The organism is Pseudonocardia wallangbongensis (genome assembly GCF_054486945.1).
The window spans coordinates 312,460-337,545 of the sequence record NZ_JBRERS010000009.1 but is presented as its reverse complement, the minus strand read 5'-3'; the positions used below and the strand labels follow the sequence as shown (position 1 = coordinate 337,545).

Sequence of the window (25,086 nt, the reverse complement as noted above, 5' to 3'; positions counted from 1 at the left end):
GGTGTCGCGCGCCACGAGACACCGCCCAGTTCAGCCGATGGCGGACAGGAAGCGCTGCGCGACCTGCACCGCGGGCGCGGACGACGCACCGTCGACCACCAGCACGGCGAACGCCACGTCGCCCCGGTAGCCCATGAACCAGCCGTGCGCGCGGCCGTCACCGGTGAACTCCGCGGTGCCCGTCTTGCCGTAGACCTCCCCCAGGCCCGCGAGCGCGCTCGCCGTGCCGTCCGTGACGACCGCCCGCATCATCGCCCGCAGCTGGCCGAGGGCCGCCGGGTCGGGCACGGTGGCGGGGACCAGTACCCCGGTGGGCCGGCCCCGGATGAGCTGGGGCACCACCGGCGCGCCGTGCGCCACCACCGCGGCCGCCAGCGCGACGCCGAACGGGCTCGCCAGCACCTGCCCCTGCCCGAACCCGTTCTCCGCGCGCAGCACCTCCTCGGCGGACGCCGGCACCGCTCCGGTGACCGTGACGATGCCGGGGACGGCGTAGTCGGCGCCCAGCCCGAGCCGCAGCGCGGCCGCCGGCAGGGCGCCGGGTTCCAGCTGCACCGCGAGCTGCGCGAACGTGGTGTTGCAGGAGCGGGCGAACGCGGTGAGCAGCGGGACGGTGCCGAGGTCGAACCGGCCCGCGTTGGGCACGACCCGCCCGCCGATGACGGTGGTACCCGGGCATGCGACCTGGGTGTCGACGGTGACGCCGTCCTCGGCCATCGCGGCCGTGGCCGTCACCACCTTGAACGTGGAGCCCGGCGGGTACCGGCCGGTGAGCGCGAGCGGGCCCTCGGCGTCGGCGGCGGGGTTCTGCGCGACGGCCAGCAGGTCGCCGGTGGACGCCGAGACGGCCACGAGCATGGCCTGCTGCACCACCGGCTCCACGGCGTCCTCGGCGGCGGACTGGATGGCGCGGTCCATCCCGACACCCACCGTGGTGCCCGGCCGCGGGGCCTGCTCGGCGAGCGAGCGGACGGCGGCACCGCTGCTGTCCACGATCGAGACCGACCAGCCGGGCACGCCCTCCAACTGCTCCGCGGCCTCGTCGCGGACGCCGGGGAGCACCTGCCGTCCGAAGTCGGAGTTCGGCGCGAGCAGCCGCTCCGATGTGGTGAACCGCACACCGGCCAGGTGGTGGATCGCGGTCTTGACCTGGGCGTAGTCCGTCTCGCGCAGCACGGCGACCGGGTAGGCCTGCCCGTCGGGGGTGCGCGCGGCACCGTCGGTGATGGACGCCTGGGTGATCCGCGGGTCGAACGGGGAGAGCGCGGCGGCCAGCGCGCCCGTGACGGCGGGCAGGTCGCCCGTGGCGCGCCGGTCCAGCAGCACGGCGACCACCGTGGTGGCCTCGAGCAGCGGTGCCCCGCCCCGATCGACCACCGGCGCGGGCGAGGGTGCCTCGGTGCGCACCGCGAGCCGCTGCCCGGCCGCCAGGTCGGGATGCACCACGGTGGGTGCCCAGTGCACCCGCCAGCCCTCCTCGGTCTCGGGTGCGGGACGCAGCTCCACCTCACCGAGGTAGCGCCAGTCGCGTTGGCGGCCGAGCTGCCAGTCGACGTCGACGGCCGCGGTGGCGCTGTCGGCGTCGGTGCGCACCTGGCCGAGGGTGGCCGAGAGGCCCTCCGGGGCGAGGGCCTTGCGCGTGGTCGCGAGCAGCTCGCCCGCGCGGGCCGGGTCGTCGGTGAGGGAGGCGGCGCGCGCGTCGTCGCCGGCGGACCAGGCGGCGAGGAACGCCGTCGCGGTGTCCTCCGGCCCGGTGTCCCCGAAGAGCCCGCAGCCGGCCGTGGCGAGCAGCACGCCGAGCACGGCGGCCAGGGCGGTGGTCGGGTGGGGGCGCGGCACGGGGCGAGTATGCCGAGGGGCCCCGGCGCCGCCGGGCTTCACCCGGCCGTGTCGCGGGCCTCGAACACCGTGCACCGGCGGGTGCGGGTGCGGCGGACGTCGGGGAAGCGGGCGCGCAGCGCGTCCTCGATGCGCTGGCCCCACTCCTCCCGGAGCAGGAGCGCGCGGGCGGCGCGGGCCGGCCGCTCGCCACCGTGCCAGCTCAGCACGAGCCGCCCGCCCGGGCGCAGCACGCGCCGCAGCTCGGCGACACCGGCGTCCAGGTCGGGCCAGATCGCGACGTTGTTCACGCCCACGACGAGGTCGACGGCCCCGTCGGGCAGGCCGGTGGCGGCCGCGTCCCCGGCCCGCACGTCGAGGCGGCCGGCCGCGATCGCACCGGCGTGGGCACGGATCGCGAGCGCCCGCATCTCGCCCGAGGGTTCGACGCCGGTGACGTGCCGGGCCGTGCGGGTGAGCATGCCGAGCAGCACGCCGGGACCGGGGCCGAGCTCGAGGACGTCCATGCCGGGGAGCCGCCCGAGCAGCTGCGCGATCTCGCGCTGCTGGGCCCGGTTGAGCAGTCGCATGAGCTGCCCGCCGAACGTGCCGAGCCGCCCGGCCGGGAGCGCGGCGAAGGAGTTCGGCACCGTGCCGGTCGTCCATGACGGGGGTGTCGCTGCTGCCATGCCCCCACCGTGGCGTGCCTGCGCCGGTAACGCGACCACCGGCGACGACGGATGAAAGGGCATCCTCCGCCCGGTCTAGTCTGCGGGCGGACCAGTAAGGACGACGCGAAGAGGACGAGCCTCCAGTATGCAGATCCACACCACCCCGCTCCCCGGCTCGGCACTGGTCGACCTGAAGCTCCTGGAGGACGACCGCGGCTTCTTCGCCCGGGCCTTCTGCCGTCAGGAGTTCGTCGACGCGGGCCTCGAGCCCCTGGTGGAGCAGGCCAACATCTCGTTCAACCACAAGGCGGGCACGCTGCGCGGGTTCCACTACCAGCTGGAGCCGAACGCGGAGACGAAGTTCATCCGCTGCTACCGGGGCGCGATCTGGGACGTGATCGTCGACCTGCGCCCCGAGTCACCCACGTACCTGAAGTGGTTCGGAGCCGAGCTCACCGAGGACAACCGCACCGCGATGTACGTGCCGCGCAACTTCGCGCACGCCTACATCACCCTGACCGACAAGGCCGAGGTCATGTACCAGGTCTCCACGGCCTACACCCCGGGCGCGGAGCGCGGCCTGCGGTGGGACGACCCGGCGCTCGGCGTCGAGTGGCCGATCCCGCCCGCGGTCGTCTCGGAGAAGGACGCGGCCTGGCCGCTGCTGTCCGAGGTCTCGGTGGAGGCCCGCTGATGCTGATCCTGGACACCGCACTCGCCCGCCGCGAGGCCGAGAACCGCCCGATCCGCGTCGGCATGATCGGCGCCGGCTTCATGGGCCGCGGGCTGGCCAACCAGATCGTGAACTCGGTGCCGGGGATGCGGCTCGTCGCGATCGCCAACCGCACCCCCGCCAACGCCGAGCGCGCCTTCAGCGAGGCCGGCGTCGAGGCGGTGCGCGTCGAGGGTGCGACGGAGCTCGACGCGACGATCGAGAAGGGCGGCGCCGCCGTCCTCGAGGACGCGTTCGAGCTGCTGAAGGCCGTGCACCTGGACTGCGTCGTCGACGTCACCGGAGCCGTCGAGTTCGGCGCCCGGGTCACCGTCGCCGCCATCGACCGCGGCCTGCCGATCGTCACGATGAACGCCGAGCTGGACGGCACCGTCGGCCCGCTGCTCGCCCACCGGGCGCGCGCGGCCGGGGTGGTGCTCACCGGGTGCGACGGCGACCAGCCGGGCGTGCAGGCCAACCTGATGCGGTTCGTCAAGGGCCTGGGGGTCACCCCGCTGGTGGCGGGCAACATCAAGGGCCTTCAGGACGAGTACCGCACGCCCACCACCCAGAAGGCGTTCGCCGAGAAGTGGGGCCAGGACCCGTACATGGTCACGAGCTTCGCCGACGGCACGAAGATCTCCTTCGAGCAGGCGATCGTGGCCAACGCGTTCGGGCTCACCGTGCCCGAGCGCGGCATGAACGGCTGGGACCACGAGGGCCACGTCGACGAGCTCACCAGCCGCTACGACGTCGACGAGCTGCGCGAGAAGGGCGGCATCGTCGACTACGTGGTGAAGTCGAAGCCGAGCCCGGGCGTGTTCGTGCTGGGCACGCACGACGACCCGAAGCAGCGCCACTACCTGAACCTGTACAAGCTGGGCGAGGGCCCGCTGTACAGCTTCTACACGCCCTACCACCTGTGCCACTTCGAGGTGCCCAACTCGGTGGTCCGCGCCGTCGACTTCGCCGACGCCGCGCTCGCCGCGCCCGCCGGGCCGCACGTGGACGTCGTCGCCACGGCGAAGCAGGACCTCAAGGCCGGCCACACCGTCGACGGGCTCGGCGGCTACGACACCTACGGCGTGGCCGAGTCCACCCCGGTCACGCGGTCGGAGAGCCTCCTGCCGATGGGGGTGGCCGAGGGTTGCGTGCTCAAGCGCGACGTGGCGACGGACGAGGCACTGACCTACGCCGACGTCACGCTGCCCCCCGGGCGCCTGGTCGACCAGCTGCGCGAGGAGCAGGAGAAGCTCTTCGGCTGAGGGCCACGTCCCACCGCCAGCATGGTGGCCATACTGCGGCGTTACACCAGTATGGCCACCATGCTGGCGTTTCAGACCGTTGCCGGGGCGCGGCGCGTCGCCAGGGCGTGGTCCACGCTGTAGCGGCCGGCGCCCACCGCGGCCAGCACCAGCGCCGCGGCGGCGATCACGCCGACGAGCTCCCAGCCGCCGTCGCCGACCATGACGCCGTTGCCGACGTGGACGATCAGGGCGGCGCCCAGCATGTCCAGCACGACGAGGACTCCCACGACCGCCGTGGCCGCGCCGACCAGGACCAGCGCCCCGCCGACGAGCTCGACGACGCCCGCGTAGGTGGCCGAGACCGGCGCGAGCGGGACGCCCATCTTCCCGAAGCCCTCGGCGGTGGCGCCGAGGCCGTTCGTCACCACCTTCTGCCAGCCGTGCGCGATGAGGACGACGCCGAGCAGCAGGCGGGCCACCAGCAGTGCGCCGTCCCGGACGGAGGGGGGCAGCGTACGGATCACGGCAACGACTCCTCGATGTAGGTGAGCGTTGAACAGTTGCGCGTTCATCTTAGGAAAGCCTTTGTAACGCCGCCGTGTGATCCGCGCCCGCCCAGCGCGGTCCGCGCCCGGGCGCCGTCCCGCGGGGGACTTCACACACCTAGGACCGACTTCGCACAAGGCCGGCCCTAGGCCGGCCCTGTGTGAAGCCCACCCACGGTGTGTGAAGTGGCGCGAGACCGGGCTATCCCTGGGGCGCGCCGCCATCTCCGGGCGGCCGCCGGTGCTCGATCAGCACCCCGAGCCCGTCCAGCACGCGCTGGAGTCCGAACTCGAAGTGGTCGAACATCGAGTTGAACGCCCCGGCCTCGCCGACCTTCGTCAGCATCGGCAGCTCCCCCGCCACCACGGCGGGCCCGACGTACTCGGACTGGATCTCCCACCACTCCTCGTCGCTGATGCCGGTGCGGTCGGCCGCCTGCATCGCCTCGATGGTGGTCTTCGCCAGGCCGGCGACGAACGAGCTGAGCACGACGACGGCGCCGAGCATCTCCTCCTCGGAGAGGCCGATGTCGTCGATGGCGCGCAGGGCGACGTCGGTGGAGCGCATCGAGTGCGGCCCGAGCATCGGGCGGCCCTGCGCGATCTGCAGCATCCACGGATGCCGGAGGTAGAGCGCCCACTCCTGGCGGCCGGACGCCTCCAGGCGCTCCCGCCAGCCGGCCGCGACGGCCTCCGCGTCCGCGATGTCCTCGCTGTAGACCTCGTCGACCATGAGGTCCACGAGCTCGGACTTGCCGGGGACGTACCGGTAGAGCGACATGGCGCCGACCCCGAGCGCACCCGCGATGCGTCGCATCGACAGCGCGACCAGTCCCTCGGCGTCGGCCAGGTCGATCGCGGCCCGGACGATCGTCGCGACCGAGAGGCCCGGCTTCGGCCCGCGGGTGGGCTCGGGCGCGCCGCCCCACATCAGCTGGAGGCTGCGCCGGACGGCCGCACCGCCGTCGGTCCGACCCGCCGTATCGTCTCGTGGCATTGTCGGACATCCTAGAATTGAATACGTTGTACGAATCAAGAAGTACGGTGTACACAGTAGTCCATCGTCACGGCGTGCCGGCCGCCGCCCGCAGGTTCTCGGCGAGCGCCGACACCGACGGCGTCCGGTCCCTGGCTCCCCAGGCCAGCAAGTGGTGGCGGCGGGACCACGGGTCCTGCAGCGCGCACACCTCCAGCCGCCGGTCGTCCTCCACGGCCCGGCGCGGCGCGATCGCCAGCCCGACTCCCGCCGCCGCCAGGGCGACGAGGACGTTGATGTCGGCGACGGTGGTGCGGTAGCGCACCGCGGGGGCGTGCGGGCCCAGGCTCCTCTCGATCCAGCGCCGCAGCGACGACTCCGCGTCGAGCCCCACCAGGGGGTGCTCGGCCACCTCGCGGTAGGCCAGGGAGGTCCGTCCCGCGAGGATCCCACCCGCCTGACCGATCACGACGATGGAGTCGTCGCCGAGGAGTTCGGTCTCGACGTCGCCGTCCCCGGCCTCATTGTCGATCACCACCCCCAGGTCGGCCGCACCGTCGGCGAGCATCTGCAGCGTCTGCGGGGTGCGGCTCTCGTGGACCTCGACGTCGGCATCGGGGTGCTCGCGCAGGAACGTGACCAGAGCCCGGGGCACGAGCCCGTACATCGCGGAACCGCCGGCGAGCAGCGTCACAGGGGCGGTGGGACGGCGGCTGTAGCTGCCGACGGCTCCCTCGAGGCGCGCGGCGTGGATCAGGACGTCCCGCGCGTGGCGGGCGAGCGTCGTGCCCGCCGGCGTGGGCCGCACGCCCCGCCGGCCGCGGACGAGCAGGTCCACCCCGGCGTGGTGTTCGAGGGCCCGGACCCGCGCGCTCGCCGAAGGCAGGCTGAGGTGCATCCGCCGCGCACCCGCGGTGATCGAGCCCCCCGCCACGATGTACAGGAAGAGCCGCAGGTCGTCCAGGTCGTACCGCACGCCTTCAGCCTAAGGCCCTGCCTGAGGCTGGATTCGGGGATCGCGCATTGTGGATCTACCCGCCGGCGGGCGATCCTCGGCCCGTGTCCGAGTTGGTGCTCGTCCTGGTGGCCGGGATCGCCGCAGGCGCCCTGAACGCGGTCGGCGGGGGCGGCACGTTCGTGGCGCTGCCGGCCCTCGTCGCCGCCGGGCTGCCCCCGGTCACGGCGAACGCCGCGTCGACCGTCGCCCTCGTACCCGGTTCCCTGGCCAGCGCGTGGGTGTACCGCCGGGACGTCCGGCCCGTCGGCGCGACGGCCACGCGGGCGCTCACGGCGGCCAGCATGGGTGGCGGCGCCGTCGGAGCGGTCCTGCTGCTCGTCCTGCCGTCGGCGTCGTTCGACGCCGCGGTGCCGTGGCTCCTCGCGTTCGCGACCGTCGTGCTGGCCTTCGGCCGCCACGCCCTGCGCGCCGTGAGCGGCGTCCTGGGCCGCCCGGTCGGCCTGGGCCCCCGGGCCGTTCTCGCGTGGCAGTTCGTCCTCTCGGTGTACGGCGGGTACTTCGGCGGCGCGGTCGGCATCCTCATGCTCGCCGTGTGGACGATCGGGGTCGGCCTCGACCCGGCCGCCAGCAACCCGACGCGGGTCACGCAGGTCGCGGCCGTCTACGTCGCCGCCACGGTGCTGTTCCTGTTCGCGTCCGACGTGCTGCGCGCGCCGCTCCTGCTGGTCGGCATGCTGATCGGCGCGGTGATCGGCGGCGTCGCGGGTGCCGCCGTCGCCCGCCGCATGCCGGCGCGGCTGCTGCGCGCCGTCGTGCTCGGCACGGCCGCCACGATGACCGTTCTCTACTTCCTGCGCGGGTAGGCGGTGACCTACACCGAGGGGTCCCGGGCCCGGCTGGTGATGTCCTTCGAGGCGTGCGAGCTCTCCGACCTCGCCCGCGCGCTGGTCCCGATCGACGACGGCTCCACCGCGCTCGCCGACGCCACGCAGGTGCTCGCGGCGGCGCACCGGCTCCTCGACGCCGCCGTGGTGGCGCGACGGGCGGCCGGCAGGAGCTGGCAGCACATCGGCGACGTCCTGGGCCTGCCTGCCGCGGAGGCGCAGGACCGCTTCTCGCCGGCCGAGGCCCGCTTCCGCCAACAGCTGTGCTCCCCGAACGCAGCTGATGGCGGCGGGTGGCGGGACCACATCGTGCGCGAGCCCCGAGAAGCGGCGGAGGACCTGGACGAATGGGTAGGTCACGGCCCCGCTCCGGTATCCGGCGGCCTGAGGCGAGGGGATGATCCGCCCGCTGGAAGCAGCGGCTGAGCGGCCGCACACGTCGGGTGGGGTCCGCACACATGGTGGGGCGTGTGCGCCGTGCCGCGAGGGTGTGTGCGGCCGGGGAACGTGGCCCTACCGCTTCCGGCCTACGGCGCCGAACTCGTCGACCGCCACGGCCGTGCCGATCTCGGTCGGCTCGGGCCGCCACAGCGGGCAGGACACGACGCCCGGCTCGAGCAGATCGAGACCCTCGAAGTACTGGGCGATCTGCTCGGGGGTGCGCAGGACGTAGGGCAGCGAACCCGCCTGGTTCCACATGTCGATGGCCGCGTCGAACGGACCTCCGTCCGTGATGCCGTCGGCGACCACGAGGTAGCTCCCGGGTGCCAGCGCGGACATCAGCTCGTGGGCGATCCGGTGTGCGTCCGGGAACCGGGGGACGTGGCCGAGGATGTTCATGAGCATCAGCGCGACCGGGCGCTCGAAGTCCAGGCTCTCGCCGGCGAGCTCGAGTACCCGCGCGGTGTCGCGCAGGTCGGCGTCGATGTACGCCGTGGTGCCCCGCAGCAGCACGCGGGCGTGCGCCAGCACCACGGGGTCGTTGTCGACGTAGACGACCCGCGCGTCCGGGGCGACCCGCTGCGCCACCTCGTGCGTGTTGTCCGCCGTGGGCAGGCCGGTGCCGATGTCGAGGAACTGGCGGACACCCGCCTCCCCCGCCAGGTGCGCGACCGCGCGCCGGAGGAAGCCGCGTGATCCACGGGCGATGTCGACGATGGGCGGGAACATCCGCCGGAAGTCGTCACCGACCTGGCGGTCGACCTCGTAGTTGTCCTTGCCGCCGAGCCAGTAGTTCCAGATGCGGGGCGAGTGGGCGACCGTCGTGTCGATCGCGGAGGGCTCCTGGCTGCTCACGCCGAAACCCTACCGCCGATCGCCACCCGTTCGTGCTCCATCGGACACGTAGCGTGGCGGGCTCAGAAGAGGACGGTGGCGAAGCTGCCGATCTGGGTGAACCCGATCCGCGTGTACGCCGCCCGCGCCACCCGGTTGAACCCGTTGACGTAGAGGCTCGACACCCGCCCCATGGCGGCGAGGCGCTCCGCGACCGCGGCCGTGCCGGCCGTGCCGAGCCCGTGGCCGCGCCGGTCCGGGTGCACCCACACGCCCTGGATCTGCCCGACCTGACCGGACAACGCCCCGATCTCGGCCTTGAACACGACCTCGCCGTTCTCGAACCGGGCGAACGCCCGCCCGGCCGACACCAGCTCCGCGACGCGGGCCCGGTAGCCGACCCCGCCGTCGCCCAGCCGCGGGTCGATGCCGACCTCCTCGGTGAACATCGCGACGGCGGCCGGCAGGTAGCTGTCCAGCTCGGACGGGTGCACCGGGCGCACGTACGGGTCGGGCGCCACGGTGGGCGAGCCGGTGAGCACCATCAGCGGCTGGTCGGCGCGCACCTCCCGCGCCGGCGCCCAGTGCGGCGCGAGGTCGTCCCACAGCGGCAGCACCAGCTCCGCCCGCCCCACCAGCGACGAGCAGGTGCGGCCGTGGCGGCGCGCACGGTCGGCGAAGCTGCGCAGGGCGGCGCGGTCACCGCGGAGCGGTACGAGGTTGGCACCGGAGAAGCAGAGCCCGTCCAACCGCGGGCCGACGGCCCACAGCTCACCGCCGAGGCGCCACGGATCGAGACCTGCCAACTCGACGCGAGCGGCGACCATGCAGGCGGCCACCGGATCGTCGTCCAGGACGGCGCGCACACCTGCGCGGTCCCGGTCGTCGAGGAGCCGCGCTCCGGCGAGACGAAGCACCCCCCAACGATGCCAGACGTTCGTGCTCGTGCCCACGACGGGATCGGCCTGTCAGCCGACGGTGACCTGAGGGCTGCCCTCGCCTTCCAGCGACTCGGCGATCTTCATCGCTTCCTCGATCAAGGTCTCGACGATGGCGTGCTCCGGCACGGTCTTGATCACCTCGCCCTTGACGAAGATCTGCCCCTTGCCGTTGCCGGACGCGACCCCGAGGTCCGCCTCCCTGGCCTCACCCGGGCCGTTCACGACGCAACCCATGACGGCGACGCGCAGCGGCACCTCCATCCCGGTGAGCCCGGCGGTGACCTCGTCGGCGAGCTTGTAGACGTCCACCTGGGCACGGCCGCAGGACGGGCAGGAGACGATCTCCAGCTTGCGCGGCCGGAGGTTGAGCGACTGCAGGATCTGCGTGCCGACCTTGATCTCCTCGACCGGCGGGGCGGAGAGCGAGACCCGGATCGTGTCGCCGATGCCCTGGCGCAGCAGCGCCCCGAACGCCACGGCGGACTTGATCGTGCCCTGGAACGCCGGGCCGGCCTCGGTGACGCCGAGGTGCAGCGGGTAGTCGCACTGCTCGGCGAGCAGCTCGTAGGCCCGGACCATGACGACGGGGTCGTTGTGCTTGACCGAGATCTTGATGTCGTGGAAGTCGTGCTCGGCGAACAGGCTCGCCTCCCACATCGCCGACTCGGCGAGCGCCTCGGGTGTGGCCTTGCCGTACTTCTGCATCAGGCGCTTGTCCAGCGAGCCCGCGTTGACGCCGATGCGGATCGGCGTGCCGTGGTCCTTGGCCGCCTGCGCGATCTCCTTGACCTGGTCGTCGAACTTGCGGATGTTGCCCGGGTTGACCCGGACGGCCGCGCAGCCCGCCGCGATCGCGGCGAAGACGTACTTGGGCTGGAAGTGGATGTCGGCGATCACCGGGATCTGCGACTTCCGCGCGATCGCGGGCAGCGCCTCGGCGTCGTCCTGGCTCGGGCAGGCGACGCGGACGATGTCGCAGCCCGCCGCGGTGAGCTCGGCGATCTGCTGGAGGGTGGCGTTGACGTCGGCGGTGAGGGTGGTGGTCATCGACTGCACCGAGATCGGGAAATCCGATCCGACGCCCACCGGGCCGACGTGCAGCTGCCGGGTCGTGCGACGGGGGGCCAGGGTCGGGGCCGGCGGTGCGGGCATGCCCAGTGAGACGCTCACGAACCCCAGTATCCCCGCCCCCGCCGGGCACCGCTTCCGACGGTGGCCGGGCCCACGCCGTCCGCCCCGGGAGGACGGGCTGGATCTTTCACCTGCCACCTCCCACCTGCCACCATCTGTGGTCGACCGGTCGCGGAGAGCAGGGGGTGTGGGGGCGTGCGCAACGGTTCCCTGGTCCGGCGGCGGCAGCTCGCCCGCACCCTGCGCGAGCTGCGGGTCCACGCGGGCCTGACGATCGAGGCCGCCGCGCCGAGGCTGGACGTCTCCCCCAGCAAGCTCAGCCGCATCGAGAACGCCCACCAGGGCGTCGACGTGCACATCGTGCGCAGCATGCTGGACCTGTTCGACGTCGGCGGGGACCGGTGGACGGAGCTCCTTGACCTCACTCGGGCGGCCGGCGCGAAGGGGTGGTGGCGGGCGTACGGGCTGGACGACCGCGGTTACATCCCGCTGGAAGCCGAGGCGAGCACGGTCCGCGAGTTCGCTGCCAGCCTCGTACCCGGGCTGTTGCAGACCGCGGACTACGCCCGGGCGCTGTTCGAGACCTCCCTGCGCTCACGATCTCCGGAGATCCTCGAACGCGATGTGACGGTCAGGATGATCCGGCAGCAGCGGCTCACATCATCCGAGCACCCCAACGAACTGCTCGCAGTGATCGAAGAGGCGGCACTGCACCGCGTGCTGGGAAGCCGTGCGGCGACGTCCACGCAGCTCGCCCAGCTCGTCGACACCGCGAAGCTCGACTCGGTGACGGTTCAGGTCCTGCCCGGCGACGTCGGCGGCCACCCCGGGTTGGACGGGGCCTTCACCGTGCTCAGCTTCGACGGGCTCGGCGAGCCGGACATGGGATACCTCGAACACCCCATGGGGTCGATGCATATCGAGAAGGAGGAACACGTGGCGCGAGCTAGGGTGGTCTTCGACCACCTGAGCTCCATCGCGCTGAGCCCCGGCGAGAGCGTGGCGCTGATCGAGCGGGTGATCGCGCAGATGTAGCCGCGACCGCAAGAGGTGCCCATGCCTGCTCCGGACCCGGTTGGCGCGGCATGGCGGAAGAGCAGCTTCAGCGGCGGCAACAGCGGCGGTGCCGGCTGCGTCGAGGTGGCCCTCCTCCCGGGCGGTCAGGTCGCCGTCCGCGACACGAAGGACCGCACGCGACCCCCGCACCGCCACTCCGCCCCGGCCTGGCGCGAGTTCATGGCCGCCGTCCGGGCGGGCGAGTTCGGGTCGTGATAAGCGGGATCGGGGCATGAGCTGCACCCGGAGCCTGTTGCCGAATCGGCCGCGCCGGCGTTTCGGCGATCAAGGCGAAATGGTCGCTAGTCGATCTTCAACAGCGACCATTAGCCCTTGATCGACGCCCTGACCTGCCGTTATCGGGTGCACATCGTCGTCGCCACAACCATCGACAACCGATACCGCAGATCACGGGCCGCCGGCCGGCGGCTGGATCTGGCAACAGCCTCCATGTGGCCCCCGCACCAGGCCGCCGATCATGCCCAGCGGGCCCCGGCTTGATCAGCAGGTCGGTGCACCCACGGCCACATACGGCCGCCCCGCACCGAAGCCGCGATCAAGTGCCCGGAACCACCTCCGGTGGCGCCGCGCGCCCCACCGGGCAGGCCCCGGCCTGCCCGCGAAGCTGCCCGAAGGGGCCGCAGAGGCTCGTCTGTCAAGGGGCGCGAAGCGCTCGCGCAGCGACGCGGAGCGCCCTTGACAGACGAGGGGCGGCCCCGCACCCTGCGCGGCGCCACCGGAGGCCACGACCAGACACCACTCCCCCGGGAGCGGCAAGCGCCGGCGACGAGCCCAAGCCCGGGCCCGCCCGTGCACCCCGTCTCCCCTCGCGCGCCCCGCTCCGCCGAGCACGGGGCTGCGCGCAGCGCCGACAGGTACCACGATGGACCCGTGTCCGACGACGCCGCGCCCTTGCGACCGACGCCCCGCTACGAGAGCGTGCTCCGGCACGCGGAGGACCAGGCGAGACGCCACGGCCACCGCTACCTCGGCGTCGAGCACCTGCTGCTCGGCATCCTGGACGGCGGGGAGTCGGTGGCCGCCGACGTGCTGGCGAAGTACGTCGACCCACCGGAGCTGCGGAGGGCGGTCGAGCGGGTCCTCGCGTCCGAGGGCTACAACCGGCCGGCGCAGCCCGAGCCGGACGAGGACGGGCGATCCGCGAGCACCCCGGTCACGCTGGTCCGTGACGACGAGCGGCAGCAGGCGGTGATCCACTGGGCGTGGCAGGGCCGCCGCGGCCACTCGGATCTGTACCGGGTGCAGCTGGACTGGGCGGGCGAGCCGATCGACGTCGGCGCGGGCGACATGTTCGACGCCCTCGTGCGGATCCGCGAGCAGCTCGAGCCGCAGGGGTGGCTCGTGGCGGTGCAGGGCTCGCGCCTGGACACCTTTCCGAGCGAGATGCAGCGCGAGATGGCGGGCGGGCTCAACGTCTACGTCATGCGCATCGGCGAGCCGATCCGGCTCGGGGACGCCGTGGAGACGTTCGCCGAGGCCGACCCGGGCCTGCTCGCCACCGTGGCCGCCCAGCACGAGCGGGCCGCGGACTGGGAGCGCTCGGTGCGGGGCGGCGTGGGATCGGGGCGGTAGCCGGCCCGAACCGGGTCAGAAGGGCAGCTGGATCGGGTTGACGACGTCCGCTACCAGCAGGATCGCGCTCCACCCGATGAACAGCAGCGCCACCATGTAGGCGATCGGTAGCAGCTTGGCCGCGTCCACCGGGCCGGGGTCGGGCTTGCCGCGCAACCGCGCGATGCGCTTCTTCACCGCCTCCCACACCGCGGGGAAGATCTGCCCGCCGTCGAGCGGGGGCAGCGGCAGCATGTTGAACAGGAACAGCGAGATGTTCACCAGCGCCAGCAGGTTGAGCAGGAACAGCACCTGCTGCGTGGCGGTGAAGTCGTCGGAGGCCAGGAACTCGCCCCCGATCCGGGACACGCCCACGATGCCGACCGGCCCGTTCTGGTCCCGTTCGGCGCCGAGGAAGGCCGAGCCGAACAGGTTCGGCAGCCGCTCCGGCAGGTTGATGATCGCCTGCCCCGTGCGGACGATGACGTCGCCGACCGCCACGACCACGGCGCCCGGCCCCTGCGGCGCGATGGTCGGCACCGGCGTGACCCCGAGGAAGCTCACCTCGACGACCCGCTCCGGGTCGTTCAGGTCCAGGGCTTCGGTGCGGATCAGGCTGGGGGTGAGGTCCAGGCGCTGTCCTGCGCGCTCCACGGTGATCGTCACCGTGCCGGAGGCGACCCGGATGGCCTCCTGCAGGGAGCGCCAGTCGTTGTCGGCCACCGGCGTGCCGTTGAAGGCGACGATCTTGTCGCCCGGCAGCACTCCGGCCGCCGCGGCCGGGCTCGGCGCGGCGTCCGCCGGGCACTGCTCCGTCTGCGGTGCCGTGGCGGGCAGGACGCACTCGCTGACCGTCGCGATCGTGGTGCTGCTCGTCGGAACGCCGATCCCCATGATCGCGATCGCGAACAGGAAGATGGCGAGGATCAGGTTCTGGAACGGCCCCGCCGCCATCACGACGATCCGCTTCCACGGCGCGCGGGTGTAGAACTGCCGGTCCGCGTCCTCGGGCCGCACGTCCATCGCCGACTGGTGCCGGGCGTCGTCGATGAGGCCCTGGAAGGGGCCGGTGCGGCGGCTGCGGCCCAGCGTCTCGCCCTTGGCGGGCGGCAGCATTCCGATCATGCGGATGTAGCCGCCGAGCGGGATCACCTTGATCCCGAACTCGGTGTCGCCCACCTTGCGCGACCACAGCGTCTTGCCGAACCCCACGAAGAACTCCGGCACCTTGATGCCGAACTTCCTGGCTGTGACGTAGTGGCCGAGCTCGTGCCAGGCCACCGAGACCAAGATCCCGGCGAAGAGCAGCAGGATCCCGAGAACGAACATCATGAGAGTGGCGCCTTCCTCGAGGCGGCGAGCTCACCCGCGCGCGCCCGCGCCCACTCCTCCGCAGCCAGCACGTCCGCCACGGTAGCGGGGTCCGCGGTCCAGGCGTCGGCCGCCTCGAGGACGCGCTCGAGGACGTCGAAGATGCCGACGAACGGGAGCCGGCCCGTCACGAACGCGGCGACGGCCTCCTCGTTCGCTGCGTTGAACACGGCGGGGACGCTCCCACCTGCCGTGCCGGCGGCGCGGGCCAGCCGGACGCCGGGGAGCGCGTCGTCGTCGAGGGGCTCGAACGTCCAGCTCTGCGCGGTGTCCCAGCGGCACGGCCGCGCCGCACCGGGGAGGCGGTCCGGCCAGCCGAGCGCCAGCGCGATGGGGAGCTTCATGTCCGGCGGGCTGGCCTGGGCGAGCGTCGAACCGTCGACGAAGGTCACCATCGAGTGCACGATGGACTGCGGGTGCACCGCCACGTCGATCCGGTCGTACGGCACCCCGAAGAGCAGGTGGGCCTCGATGAGCTCCAGGCCCTTGTTGACGAGCGTGGCCGAGTTGATCGTGACGACGGGGCCCATGACCCAGGTCGGGTGCGCGAGCGCCTCGGTCACCGTGACGCCCGCCAGTTCGGCGCGCGGCCGGCCGCGGAACGGGCCGCCCGAGGCGGTGAGCACCAGCCGATCGACCTCCTCGGCGCGGCCCCCGCGCAGGCACTGGGCGAGCGCCGAGTGCTCGGAGTCGACCGGCACGATCTGGCCCGGCGTCGCCGCGCCCGTGACGAGCGCACCCCCGGCCACCAGCGACTCCTTGTTGGCGAGCGCCAACGTCGCCCCCGAGGCGAGAGCCGCGAGGGTGGGGCCGAGCCCGACGGAGCCGGTGATCGCGTTCAACACGGTGTCGGCGCCGGCGGTGGTGGTGAGCTCCGCCGCGGCGTCGGGGCCGGAGAGCACCTCGACGCCGGGCAGCCGTTCCCGCAGCGCGGCGGCGTCGGCGCCGGCCACGGCGACCCGGGGCACGCGGTGCTCCCGGACCTGCCGCACGAGGAGGTCGGGGTCACGGCCGCCCGCCGCGAGACCCGCGACCGTGAACCGGTCGGGGTGTGCGGCGACGACGTCGAGTGCCTGCGTGCCGACCGAGCCGGTGGATCCCAGCACGACGACGGAGCGAGTGGTCATCACCGCCCATCATCCCCGCCGCCGTGTTGTGCGACGATGAGGCCCGCACCGCGGATCAGGAGGACAGGGTGGCACGGAACTCGCGAGAGCTGGCACAACGGCCCGCGGTCGACCCGCAGGACGAGCCGTCGGCCGAGTGGGGCTGGCACGGTGGGTTCCCGCGCGGGATGGTCGTCGGCGGCTGGGTCAGCGTCTTCATCCTCCTCGTCATGAACTTCACGAACAACAACCTCACGAACAACACGGCGAACGTCTGGCTCACCGGGCTCGCGATCCTGATGGCGATCGGGCTCGTGATGCACTCGATCCGCAAGCGCACCGCCTGGCGGCGCTGAGTTCGATGGCCGGGTCCGCCGTCGAGCTGGAGGTCGGCGACCGCGTCGTCCGGATCTCCAACCCCGACCGGGTGTACTTCCCGGCGCGCGGGGAGACCAAGCTCGACCTGGCGCGGTACTACCTGTCCGTCTCCGACGGCGTCGTGCGCGCGCTCCGCGACCGCCCGTGCATGCTGCACCGCTTCCCCACCGGCGTCACCGGCGAGAAGGTGCACCAGAAGCGGCTGCCCAAGGGCGCACCCGACTGGGTGCAGACCGTGCGCATCCACTTCCCCCGCTGGAACCGCACCGCCGACGAGCTGTGCGTGCAGCACCCGGCGGACGTGATCTGGGCGGTGCAGATGTCCACCGTCGAGTTCCACCCCTGGAACTCCCGGTGCGCCGACACCGAGAAGCCCGACGAGTGGCGCATCGACCTCGACCCGATGCCGGAGTCGAGCTACGCCGACGTGCGCCGCGTCGCGCACGTCGCCCACGAGGTGCTCGACGAGCTCGGGGCCACCGGCTGGCCCAAGACGTCGGGCGGCAAGGGCATGCACGTCTACGTGCGGATCGCCCCCGACCACGGGTTCGCCGACGTCCGGCGCGCCGCGCGCGCGTTCGCCCGTGAGGTCGCCCGCCGCTGCGACCTCGTCGACCTGACGTGGTGGCGCAAGGACCGCAACCCCAAGTCGATCTTCGTCGACTACAACCAGAACACCCGCGACCACACCATCCGCTGCGCCTACTCGGTGCGCGGGGTGCCCGAGGCCGTGGTCTCCACCCCGATCCGCTGGGACGAGGTCGACGACGCGGACCCGCGCGACTTCACCATCGCCACGGTCCCGGCCCGCGTCGCGGAGCACGGCGACCTGCACGCCGGCATCGACGACGCGGTCTTCGGGATCGACGAGCTCCTCGAGTGGGCCGACCGCGACGCCCACGAGGGCGACGCCCCGCCCGACGACGAGGACGCGCAGGATCTCGACGCCTGAGGCCGGGGCGCTCACCCCTCGTGGACAGTCTCGCCGCCCAGCACCGTCGTGAGCACCCGCGCCTCGCGGATCTCGTCGACCGGGCAGGTGAGCACGTCGCGGTCCGGCACGACGAAGTCGGCCAGCTTGCCGGGCTCGATCGAGCCGATCCGGTCGGCCCACCCGATCACGTCGGCGACGCCGGCGGTGGACGCCGTCCAGCCCGCGACGTCAGCGCCCGGCCGGCCGACGGGTGCCTCGTACGTCGCCACGACCCGGCAGGCCAGTCGCCCCTCTGCCCGCAGGGAGCGGACCGCAGCGCCAAACGCTCCGGCACCCTCCTGTTCCGCGGCTGAGGCGCCCCGCCCCGTCACACACCAACATCGGCGCTCGCACACCAACTGCAGTTGGTGTGCCGGCACCACGGTTCATGTGTGAGCTGCCGCGTGGAGGCGGGCGTACTCCGCGGTCATCGCCGGGAGCTGCCAGTGGGCGTTCAGCCCGCTCGGGTTGGGCAGCACCCACACCCCGGTGCGGCCGAGCCGCTCCTCCTGCGGCCCGACCGCCGCGCGGGGCTCGCCGAACGCCGTGCGGTAGGCCGTCACCCCCACCACGGCGAGCCAATGCGGGCGCCACTGCGCCACGAGCGCCCGTAGCCTCAGACCGCCCGCCACCAGCTCCGCCGGGGCCAGCTCGTCGGCCCGGGCGGTGGCCCGTGGCGCCAGGTTCGTGATGCCCAGCCCGAGCGCGCGCAGCTCCCCCTGCTCGGCGGGTCGCAGCAGCCGTGGCGTGAAGCCGGCGCCGTGCAGGGCGGGCCAGAAGCGGTTGCCGGGCCGCGCGAAGTGGTGCCCGGTGGCGGCCGAGAGGAGCCCGGGGTTGATGCCGCAGAAGAGCACGCGCAGCGGCGGGTCGCCGGGGCCGGGCAGGACGTCCTCGATCGTGCGGTCGCGCGCGGCGTCCAACTCGGCACGGGTGAAGCGGGGCACCGGTAGATGATCCCGCTAGTACTGGCCGGAGTTCGTGATGGTGCCCGCCGCAGCGTCGCCGGTGGCGCGGGCCGCAGGCTGCCGCCGGCGCCGGGTTGGCGTCACCACCGTCCCCCGGGGATCGCGTGGGCGGCCTTCCCCGGCCTGCAGGCACGCCCGTCCGTGAACGGGATCCTGCGGTGCGAGCGGCGGCGGTGCCGTTCCCCGGGGCCGCTCCGATCGTGACGGCCTCGCGGTCGTTCGTGGGGACGCCCCAGGTGTCTGGGGAGTGCAGGGCTGGGCGCCGCGACCACCGCAGGTCGAGTGGCCGTCAACCGCGGCGGTCTCGTTGCGAACTGGCGTGCCAGTAGGTCCGGGACGGCCGCCCAGGTGCCCCTGGGGGACGGTAGTGGCGCCCACCGGACCACCCCGCGAGGGCGAGGTCGGAGCGGGGACGGGAGTGGCCGCGCCCGGGACCGGGTCCACAGGGGGCGGGGCGATCGGGCTGCGGGCCGGGCACGGCGCACCCACCGGCGGCCGATCCCGCAAGACCTCACCCCGCTGACGTCATGATCATGAAAATCCGGCGTCGCGATGCTCCCACCACTGGTCACGGTCAAGATCGCGAGTATCGGTTGGCCATTGTCGTGGGGGCAGCCATGGGCAACCGATACTTCGGATCATGCCCGCGCATCGACGGGATCGGCCCCGCGCCGCCGACCAGCAACATGATCACGATCTACAGCTGTACTACTAGCCGGCGAGCGCGATCAGGCCGACCGCCGCCCCGGCCAGCCCGAGCCCCGCGGTCTGGGTCCGGGTGATCCGCTCCCGCAGGACGGTGAGCCCGAGCAGCACCGGCACCACCGGGTACAACGCCGCCAGCACGACGGCCACGGCGAGCAGCTGCTCGCGGATGGCGAGCGTGTAACAGGTGATCGCGAGCGTCCCGACCGCCCCGCTCCCGGCCGCCGCGAGCGCGAACCGCCGCGGCATCCGCAGCGGGCGCGCGGCGAGCGCCATCGGCAGGATCGTGCCGACGGCGGCGACGCGGCTCGCGACCAGCGGCCAGAGCCCGGCGGCGGGGTCCACGGCGACCAGGGCGACGAACTGGAGCGCGAACCCGAGCCCCGAGACGAGCCCGACGACGCTCCCCTCCGCGGTCGGCCGGCCGCGCCCGACGTGCGTGACCAGCCAGAGCGCGGGCGCGGCCGCGACGATCCCCAGCCAGCACGGCGCCGACGGCCGCTCCCCCAGCAGCAGCACGCCGGTCAGCACCGGGAGGACGACGCCGCCGACGTCGCTCAGCGGGACGACGACGGACAGCTGCCCGATGCCCATGCCGCGGAACAGGAACGCGACGCCGATGCCCGTGCCGATGCCGGACAGGGCACCCCAGCCGAGCGCGCCCGGCGTCACCGTCGGGGCCGGCACCAGCACCGCCGCGACCAGGATCAGCGCCGTCCCGCCGAGCTGCGCGACGAGCGCCACGGCGGCGCTGTGCACGCGGCGGGCGAGCAGGGCGCTGACGAAGTCGGTGATCCCGAAACAGAGCGCCGCGCCGAGGGCGAGGGCCTCACCCACGGGCGCCGTCCCGCCCACGGACGCCGTCCCGCTCGGCCCGGCCCACCGGGCAGATCGCGCCCGCCTCGGTGCAGCAGGGCCGGTCGCACAGCCGGCAGACGCGCTCCGAGCTGCCGACCTCGGCGTAGACCGCCCGCAGCAGCTTCTCCAGCACCCGCGCGAGCGCCTCCTGGTCGGCGGGCGGCAGGGTGTCGACGAGCGCGGCGAGCCGGTCGCCGCGCACCCCCAGCAGGTCCGCCGAGGCCGCGCGGCCCGCGGCCGTCGGGTGCACCGCCACCCACTTGCCCAGCGTCGGCCTGCGTTCGACCAGACCGCGCGCCTCCAGCGCGTCGACCATCCGCGCCGCCGCCGACTGCGTCAGGCCGACGCGCCTGCCGAGCTCCGTAACGCTTATCCCCTGGTCGGCGCTCAGGACGACGAGGGCCGCCGCTCCGCTGCCACTGACGCCGGCGGCTGCGGTGGCCCCGCCGAGCGCGAGATCCGTGACGGCCAGCGCGGTCGCTCCGAGCAGGTTCGCCGTCCTCTTGTCATGCATGACTCATGCATACCCTTTACGTCGACGGGTTATGCGGCAGACTTGCGCCCGTGGAGCTCCCGGTCATGCCGCCCGTCAAGCCGATGCTGGCCAAGCCGATCGGCGACATCCCCGCCGGTCAGCTGTACGAGCCGAAGTGGGACGGGTTCCGCTCGATCATCTTCCGCGACGGCGACGACGTGGAGATCGGCAGCCGCAACGAGCGGCCGATGACGCGCTACTTCCCCGAGGTCGTCGAGGCCGTCATCGCGAACTTCCCCGAGCGCGCCGTGGTCGACGGGGAGGTCGTGGTGGCCGACACCGCCCGCAACACCCTCGACTTCGACGCGCTTCAGCAACGCATCCACCCCGCCGCGAGCCGCGTCAACCTGCTCGCCGGGCAGACACCGGCGAGCTTCATCGCGTTCGACCTGCTGGCCCTCGGCGACGAGGACCTCACCCAGCGGCCGTTCGGGGAACGCCGCGCGCTGCTGGAGAAGGCGTTCGCCGACGCCGCGCCGCCGGTCCACCTCACGCCGGTCACGCGCGACGTGGACGTCGCACGGCAGTGGTTCGAGCAGTTCGAGGGCGCCGGGCTCGACGGGCTGATCGCGAAGAAGCTCGATCTGCCCTACCAGCCGGACAAGCGCGTGCTGAGCAAGATCAAGCACGAGCGCACGGCCGACTGCGTGGTGGCCGGCTACCGGGTGCACAAGTCCGGCCCGGACGCCCTGGGCTCGCTGTTGCTCGGTCTCTACGACGACCGGGGAGTGCTCAACTCGATCGGCGTCGTCGGGGCCTTCCCGATGGCCACCCGCCGGTCGCTGCTGACCGAGATGCAGCCGCTCGTCACCACGTTCGACGAGCACCCGTGGAACTGGGCGGCGCACCAGCAGGGCGAGCGCACCCCGCGCAAGAACGAGACCAGCCGGTGGAACGCGGGCAAGGACCTGTCGTTCGTGCCGCTGCGCCCGGAGCGCGTGGTCGAGGTCCGCTACGACTACATGGAAGGCGACCGGTTCCGCCACACCGCGCAGTTCGTGCGCTGGCGCCCGGACCGCGACCCCGAGTCGTGCACCTACGAGCAGCTCGAGCGGCCGGTCAAGTTCGACCTGGCCGACGTGCTGAACGTCAAGTAGGCCGAGGGGCGCGCACCGGCTGCCGGCGCAGGAGCCGGAAGGCGACCTGCATCACCGGTCCGGTCCCCAGCGCCAGGACCAGGGTGCCGACCCCGACCGGGCCGCCGAGCAGCCAGCCCACGAGCACGACCATCAGCTCGATCGCGCAGCGGGACGCGCCGATCGGCAGGCCGCGCCGGTGGCAGGCCACCATCAGGCTGTCCCGCGGCCCGGCGCCGAGGCCGGCGCCGATGTAGAGCGCACCCCCGACCCCGAGCACCACCACGGCCGCGGCCAGCACCAGCCCCCGCACCGCGATCGGCCCATCCCGGAGGCCGTCGAGCCACGACGTCGCCAGTAGCGCGTCCAGGGACCAGCCGATCACGAGGATGTTCACCAGCGTGCCCACCCCGGGACGCACGCCCAGCGTCCAGGACACCACGAGGACCAGCAGGCCCACCGCGGTCACGGCCGCACCGAACGACACCCCCAGCCGCGCGCTCAGCCCACCGTGCAGCGTGTCCCACGGCGACACGCCCAGGCCCGCCTGGACCGACGCCCACACCGCCACGGCGCAGAGGGCCACCCCGACGACGAACTGCAGCAGGCGGGCGGGGACGCGGGAGGACACGGGGCTCCTTCACGGGTACGAACGGCTCCGGGGACCCGGAGCTCGGCAGGGCGGCAGCCGGCCTCAGGCCTCCGAGGCGGCGAGCTGCCCGCAGGCGGCCGCGATCTCGCGGCCGCGGGTGTCGCGCACCGTGCACGCGACGCCGGCGGCCTGCACCCGCGCCACGAACTCGTCCTGCACCCGGCGCGGCGATGCGTCCCACTTGCTGCCCGGCGTGGGGTTGAGCGGGATGAGGTTGACGTGCACGCGGGAGTGCCCCACGTGCTGGCGCAGCAGCTTCCCGAGCAGGTCGGCGCGCCACGCGTGGTCGTTGACGTCGCGGATCAGCGCGTACTCGATCGACACCCGCCGGCCCGTGGTCTGCGCGTAGCGCCGCGCGGCGTCCAGGACCTCCGCGACCTTCCAGCGGTTGTTGACGGGCACGAGCGTGTCGCGCAGCTCGTCGTCGGGGGTGTGCAGCGACACGGCGAGGGTGACCGGGAGGCCCTCGGCGGTCAGCCTGTCGATCGCCGGCACCAACCCCACCGTGGAGACGGTGACGCCACGCGCGGAGATCCCGAGGCCGTCCGGCGACGGCTCCGTGATCCGCCGCACGGCCGCCACCACGCGCTTGTAGTTGGCGAGCGGTTCGCCCATCCCCATGAACACCACGTTGGACAGCCGCATCGGGGCGCCCAGCGCGCCGTCCCGCGCCGCGGCCGCAGCCTGGCGCACCTGCTCCACGATCTCCCCGGTGGACAGGTTGCGCTCCAACCCGCCCTGCCCGGTGGCGCAGAACGGGCAGGCCATCCCGCAGCCGGCCTGGCTGGACACGCACACGGTGGCGCGGTCCGGGTAGCCCATCAGCACCGACTCGGCGCGCGTGCCGTCGTGGCCCTTCCAGAGGGTCTTGCGGGTGGCGCCGTCGTCACACGCCTGCTCGAGCACGGGCACGACCAGGGGCGGCAGCAGGTCCCGCAGGGTGTCGCGGGCGGCCGCAGGCAGGTCGGTCATCGCGTCGACGTCCGCGGTGAACCGGCCGAAATAGTGGCGGGCGAGCTGGTCGGCGCGGAAGCCGGGAAGCCCGAGCTCGCCGACCGCGGCCCGGCGGTCGGCGGGGTCGAGGTCGGCGAGATGGCGCGGTGGCAGGGCGCGCCGCGGCGCGTCGAACACGAGGGGAAGGGCAGTCATGACCCCTCGATTGTGCCAGCGGCTACCGGAGCTGCTTCAGCACGTCCGCCGAAGGGCGTATCCGAGCACGGCGATCCCGAGGGCCGGTCCCCACACGGCGAACGGGAACACGACCAGGCCCCACAGCTCACCCGAGCCGATCATCAAGATCATCATCGGGGCCGCGGCGACGGTGAACAGCGCGGCCACCACCCCGCCGGGCACGACCGCCGCGGCCGGCGGCACCGGCCGCCCGCGGACCACCGGCACCCACCGCGGCCAGACCTCGCCCCACCGCGCCACCAGGCCCGTCGTCAGCACCGCTCCGGCGAGGGCGGCGAGCCCGAGCAGCAGACCGTGCAGCCGCATCTCCGGCGCGGCCGCGAACTCGGCGGGATCCATGCCGAACGGCCATGGTGTCAGCCAGGTCATCCGCAGCAGGCCGTACGGCAGCGCGCACAGCGCAGCGACGACCGTGGCGACCCTCCCCCACCGCGCCGCGGCCTCCGGGTGCGCCCACCCGGGACGGCCCGTCCGGCCGCGGAGCGCGCTGCGGGCGCCCAGCACGCCCCACACCAGGGCGCCGCCCAGGAAGGACGCGCTGACCACCGACGGGCCCGCGAGGTGCACCGTGGCACCGATGACGCCCAGGTAGCGGCGCAACACGTCGCCGTCGGCGATCCCGGTGACCCAGGCCAGCACTCCGACCAGGACGAACACCCCGACCGCCACCGGCCTGCCCCGCCGGCGCCACGCCCCGGCGAGCACCGTGGCGAACAGCACGACCGGCCCGAACATCGCCATCAGGTACCCCACGAGCGTCAGCGGCCGGAAACCCGGCACGGCGAGCCCGAAGACCAGCACCCACGCGGCCGCCACACCCACGACGAGGCCCCGCGCCCGCCCCGTCCGCGCGAGCGCGGCAACACCCAGCCCCACGAGCCCGGCCCAGACCAGCGCCGGCGGCACCACGGCCGGTGGCACGAGATCGAGCACCGTCCCGGTCGTGTTCGCCGGATCGGGCGTGAACGGGTACCGCGCGGGGCGCAACCACCACCACAGCCCGAGCGCGACGGTGAGAGCGGACCAGGCGGCCGCGACGACCGGCAGGGTCGACGCGCGGGCGCTCGACCCGGAAGCGATGTCCATGCCCGGGACGATCCGCCGATCGGCGATCCCGATCCTCCCGGCGCGGCGGGATCCCGCTCCCCCGGCAGGGGGATCGCGTCGCTGATGGGCGCCCACGAACCTTCGCGCGCAGCGTCGGTGGTGCGATCGGCGCGATCGCTCGCACCACGACCGCTTACGGCGATCATGAGACTGCCGGCGACCGACCGACCCACCGCAATGCATGGTCAAGTCGACGCCATGGGTCTTGCCCCCTTGATCGGAAACGCAAGGGGTCGACGTGACCATGAAACGTTGCGGTGGGCGCGCCGTACCCGGCCGGTGACCGGCTGCCCCAGCAACCTCGACCCGGTCCCGCATGCGGTCGCCGGCCTTCCCCCGCCCCTGCCCGTGTGTGCGGTGGCCGGGTGGGCACAACTACCGGA

At 73.4% G+C, this 25,086-nt stretch carries 28 protein-coding genes; 11 read left to right on the top strand and 17 right to left on the bottom strand.

The genetic code is table 11. The features are described from left to right. Nucleotides 1–30: 30 nt before the first annotated feature. Together ACU436_RS29900 and ACU436_RS29895 are read right to left on the bottom strand one after the other, a co-directional pair. Nucleotides 31–1,839, bottom strand: a complete 1,809-nt coding sequence (locus tag ACU436_RS29900; protein WP_459030326.1) for a penicillin-binding transpeptidase domain-containing protein — start codon at nucleotides 1,837–1,839, stop codon at nucleotides 31–33. Between the two features lie 38 nt (nucleotides 1,840–1,877). Then, nucleotides 1,878–2,507, bottom strand: coding sequence for a class I SAM-dependent methyltransferase (locus tag ACU436_RS29895; protein ID WP_459030325.1), 630 nt, complete (start codon nucleotides 2,505–2,507; stop codon nucleotides 1,878–1,880). A gap of 127 nt (nucleotides 2,508–2,634) precedes the next feature. On the opposite strand from ACU436_RS29895, the gene rfbC reads away from it, so the two are divergent. Further along, nucleotides 2,635–3,183 (top strand): dTDP-4-dehydrorhamnose 3,5-epimerase, encoded by a 549-nt coding sequence (gene rfbC / locus ACU436_RS29890; protein WP_459030324.1) that lies wholly within the window; start codon nucleotides 2,635–2,637, stop codon nucleotides 3,181–3,183. Next, on the top strand, nucleotides 3,183–4,466 hold the full coding sequence (locus ACU436_RS29885) for an NAD(P)H-dependent oxidoreductase (RefSeq protein WP_459030323.1): 1,284 nt from the start codon (nucleotides 3,183–3,185) through the stop codon (nucleotides 4,464–4,466). Before rfbC ends, ACU436_RS29885 begins: the two co-directional genes overlap by 1 nt. 71 nt (nucleotides 4,467–4,537) lie before the next feature. On the opposite strand, the gene ACU436_RS29880 is transcribed toward ACU436_RS29885, so the two are convergent. The 3 genes from ACU436_RS29880 to ACU436_RS29870 all read right to left on the bottom strand — a co-directional run bounded on the left by ACU436_RS29880 (nucleotide 4,538) and on the right by ACU436_RS29870 (nucleotide 6,945). Continuing rightward, nucleotides 4,538–4,972 carry a DoxX family protein gene (locus tag ACU436_RS29880; protein ID WP_459030322.1) on the bottom strand — a complete coding sequence of 145 codons (435 nt, stop codon included), beginning with the start codon at nucleotides 4,970–4,972 and terminating at the stop codon, nucleotides 4,538–4,540. Between the two features lie 223 nt (nucleotides 4,973–5,195). Next, nucleotides 5,196–5,990 carry a TetR/AcrR family transcriptional regulator gene (locus tag ACU436_RS29875; protein ID WP_459030321.1) on the bottom strand — a complete coding sequence of 265 codons (795 nt, stop codon included), beginning with the start codon at nucleotides 5,988–5,990 and terminating at the stop codon, nucleotides 5,196–5,198. Between the two features lie 67 nt (nucleotides 5,991–6,057). Further along, the gene (locus ACU436_RS29870; protein WP_459030320.1) at nucleotides 6,058–6,945 is read right to left on the bottom strand and encodes a LysR family transcriptional regulator; all 888 of its coding nucleotides are present in this window, start codon (nucleotides 6,943–6,945) and stop codon (nucleotides 6,058–6,060) included. 83 nt (nucleotides 6,946–7,028) lie between these two features. Here ACU436_RS29870 and ACU436_RS29865 point away from each other — a divergent pair, with 83 nt between their 5' ends. Continuing rightward, nucleotides 7,029–7,790, top strand: a complete 762-nt coding sequence (locus ACU436_RS29865) for a sulfite exporter TauE/SafE family protein (protein WP_459030319.1) — start codon at nucleotides 7,029–7,031, stop codon at nucleotides 7,788–7,790. A gap of 3 nt (nucleotides 7,791–7,793) precedes the next feature. Next, a complete protein-coding gene (locus ACU436_RS29860; RefSeq protein ID WP_459030318.1) occupies nucleotides 7,794–8,237 on the top strand; it encodes a hypothetical protein in 444 nt (147 codons plus the stop codon). 87 nt (nucleotides 8,238–8,324) lie between these two features. Here the strand turns inward: ACU436_RS29860 and ACU436_RS29855 are convergent, their stop codons facing one another. From ACU436_RS29855 to ispG, 3 genes are all read right to left on the bottom strand, one after another. Further along, nucleotides 8,325–9,107, bottom strand: a complete 783-nt coding sequence (locus ACU436_RS29855; RefSeq protein WP_459030317.1) for an SAM-dependent methyltransferase — start codon at nucleotides 9,105–9,107, stop codon at nucleotides 8,325–8,327. Nucleotides 9,108–9,169: 62 nt separating this feature from the next. Beyond that, a complete protein-coding gene (locus ACU436_RS29850; protein WP_459030316.1) occupies nucleotides 9,170–10,003 on the bottom strand; it encodes a GNAT family N-acetyltransferase in 834 nt (277 codons plus the stop codon). A 51-nt stretch (nucleotides 10,004–10,054) separates the two neighbouring features. Next, nucleotides 10,055–11,179 carry a flavodoxin-dependent (E)-4-hydroxy-3-methylbut-2-enyl-diphosphate synthase gene (gene ispG, locus ACU436_RS29845; protein ID WP_459030363.1) on the bottom strand — a complete coding sequence of 375 codons (1,125 nt, stop codon included), beginning with the start codon at nucleotides 11,177–11,179 and terminating at the stop codon, nucleotides 10,055–10,057. Between the two features lie 174 nt (nucleotides 11,180–11,353). On the opposite strand from ispG, the gene ACU436_RS29840 reads away from it, so the two are divergent. The 4 genes from ACU436_RS29840 to ACU436_RS29825 all read left to right on the top strand — a co-directional run bounded on the left by ACU436_RS29840 (nucleotide 11,354) and on the right by ACU436_RS29825 (nucleotide 13,807). Next, complete coding sequence (locus ACU436_RS29840) at nucleotides 11,354–12,193, top strand: helix-turn-helix domain-containing protein (protein ID WP_459030315.1); 840 nt, start codon at nucleotides 11,354–11,356, stop codon at nucleotides 12,191–12,193. Between the two features lie 21 nt (nucleotides 12,194–12,214). After that, complete coding sequence (locus tag ACU436_RS29835) at nucleotides 12,215–12,430, top strand: DUF397 domain-containing protein (RefSeq protein ID WP_459030314.1); 216 nt, start codon at nucleotides 12,215–12,217, stop codon at nucleotides 12,428–12,430. 117 nt (nucleotides 12,431–12,547) lie between these two features. Beyond that, nucleotides 12,548–12,715, top strand: coding sequence for a hypothetical protein (locus tag ACU436_RS29830; RefSeq protein ID WP_459030313.1), 168 nt, complete (start codon nucleotides 12,548–12,550; stop codon nucleotides 12,713–12,715). 390 nt (nucleotides 12,716–13,105) lie between these two features. Beyond that, on the top strand, nucleotides 13,106–13,807 hold the full coding sequence (locus ACU436_RS29825) for a Clp protease N-terminal domain-containing protein (protein ID WP_459030312.1): 702 nt from the start codon (nucleotides 13,106–13,108) through the stop codon (nucleotides 13,805–13,807). Between the two features lie 15 nt (nucleotides 13,808–13,822). Here the strand turns inward: ACU436_RS29825 and ACU436_RS29820 are convergent, their stop codons facing one another. Continuing rightward, entirely contained in the window at nucleotides 13,823–15,118 is a 1,296-nt protein-coding gene (locus tag ACU436_RS29820) for a M50 family metallopeptidase (protein ID WP_459030311.1), read from the bottom strand. Beyond that, nucleotides 15,115–16,284, bottom strand: a complete 1,170-nt coding sequence (gene dxr, locus ACU436_RS29815) for a 1-deoxy-D-xylulose-5-phosphate reductoisomerase (RefSeq protein WP_459030310.1) — start codon at nucleotides 16,282–16,284, stop codon at nucleotides 15,115–15,117. Before dxr ends, ACU436_RS29820 begins: the two co-directional genes overlap by 4 nt. A gap of 68 nt (nucleotides 16,285–16,352) precedes the next feature. Here dxr and ACU436_RS29810 point away from each other — a divergent pair, with 68 nt between their 5' ends. Beyond that, nucleotides 16,353–16,619, top strand: coding sequence for a DUF2631 domain-containing protein (locus tag ACU436_RS29810; RefSeq protein ID WP_459030309.1), 267 nt, complete (start codon nucleotides 16,353–16,355; stop codon nucleotides 16,617–16,619). 5 nt (nucleotides 16,620–16,624) lie between these two features. Next, on the top strand, nucleotides 16,625–17,593 hold the full coding sequence (ligD, locus tag ACU436_RS29805) for a non-homologous end-joining DNA ligase (RefSeq protein WP_459030308.1): 969 nt from the start codon (nucleotides 16,625–16,627) through the stop codon (nucleotides 17,591–17,593). Between the two features lie 11 nt (nucleotides 17,594–17,604). On the opposite strand, the gene ACU436_RS29800 is transcribed toward ligD, so the two are convergent. The 4 genes from ACU436_RS29800 to ACU436_RS29785 all read right to left on the bottom strand — a co-directional run bounded on the left by ACU436_RS29800 (nucleotide 17,605) and on the right by ACU436_RS29785 (nucleotide 20,656). Further along, nucleotides 17,605–17,844 (bottom strand): amidohydrolase family protein, encoded by a 240-nt coding sequence (locus ACU436_RS29800; RefSeq protein ID WP_459030307.1) that lies wholly within the window; start codon nucleotides 17,842–17,844, stop codon nucleotides 17,605–17,607. A 156-nt stretch (nucleotides 17,845–18,000) separates the two neighbouring features. Further along, nucleotides 18,001–18,558, bottom strand: coding sequence for a G/U mismatch-specific DNA glycosylase (gene mug / locus ACU436_RS29795; protein WP_459030306.1), 558 nt, complete (start codon nucleotides 18,556–18,558; stop codon nucleotides 18,001–18,003). 732 nt (nucleotides 18,559–19,290) lie between these two features. Then, complete coding sequence (locus ACU436_RS29790; protein ID WP_459030305.1) at nucleotides 19,291–20,121, bottom strand: EamA family transporter; 831 nt, start codon at nucleotides 20,119–20,121, stop codon at nucleotides 19,291–19,293. Further along, entirely contained in the window at nucleotides 20,114–20,656 is a 543-nt protein-coding gene (locus ACU436_RS29785) for a MarR family winged helix-turn-helix transcriptional regulator (RefSeq protein ID WP_459030304.1), read from the bottom strand. Before ACU436_RS29785 ends, ACU436_RS29790 begins: the two co-directional genes overlap by 8 nt. A 50-nt stretch (nucleotides 20,657–20,706) precedes the next feature. On the opposite strand from ACU436_RS29785, the gene ACU436_RS29780 reads away from it, so the two are divergent. After that, entirely contained in the window at nucleotides 20,707–21,774 is a 1,068-nt protein-coding gene (locus ACU436_RS29780) for an ATP-dependent DNA ligase (protein ID WP_459030303.1), read from the top strand. Here the strand turns inward: ACU436_RS29780 and ACU436_RS29775 are convergent. From ACU436_RS29775 to ACU436_RS29765, 3 genes are all read right to left on the bottom strand, one after another. Beyond that, complete coding sequence (locus tag ACU436_RS29775; protein ID WP_459030302.1) at nucleotides 21,767–22,384, bottom strand: YczE/YyaS/YitT family protein; 618 nt, start codon at nucleotides 22,382–22,384, stop codon at nucleotides 21,767–21,769. The two genes, ACU436_RS29780 and ACU436_RS29775, sit on opposite strands and share 8 nt — an antisense overlap. A gap of 63 nt (nucleotides 22,385–22,447) precedes the next feature. Continuing rightward, nucleotides 22,448–23,554 carry a 23S rRNA (adenine(2503)-C(2))-methyltransferase RlmN gene (gene rlmN, locus ACU436_RS29770; protein ID WP_459030301.1) on the bottom strand — a complete coding sequence of 369 codons (1,107 nt, stop codon included), beginning with the start codon at nucleotides 23,552–23,554 and terminating at the stop codon, nucleotides 22,448–22,450. A 36-nt stretch (nucleotides 23,555–23,590) separates the two neighbouring features. Then, nucleotides 23,591–24,682, bottom strand: a complete 1,092-nt coding sequence (locus ACU436_RS29765) for a hypothetical protein (RefSeq protein WP_459030300.1) — start codon at nucleotides 24,680–24,682, stop codon at nucleotides 23,591–23,593. Between the last annotated feature and the right edge of the window lie 404 nt (nucleotides 24,683–25,086).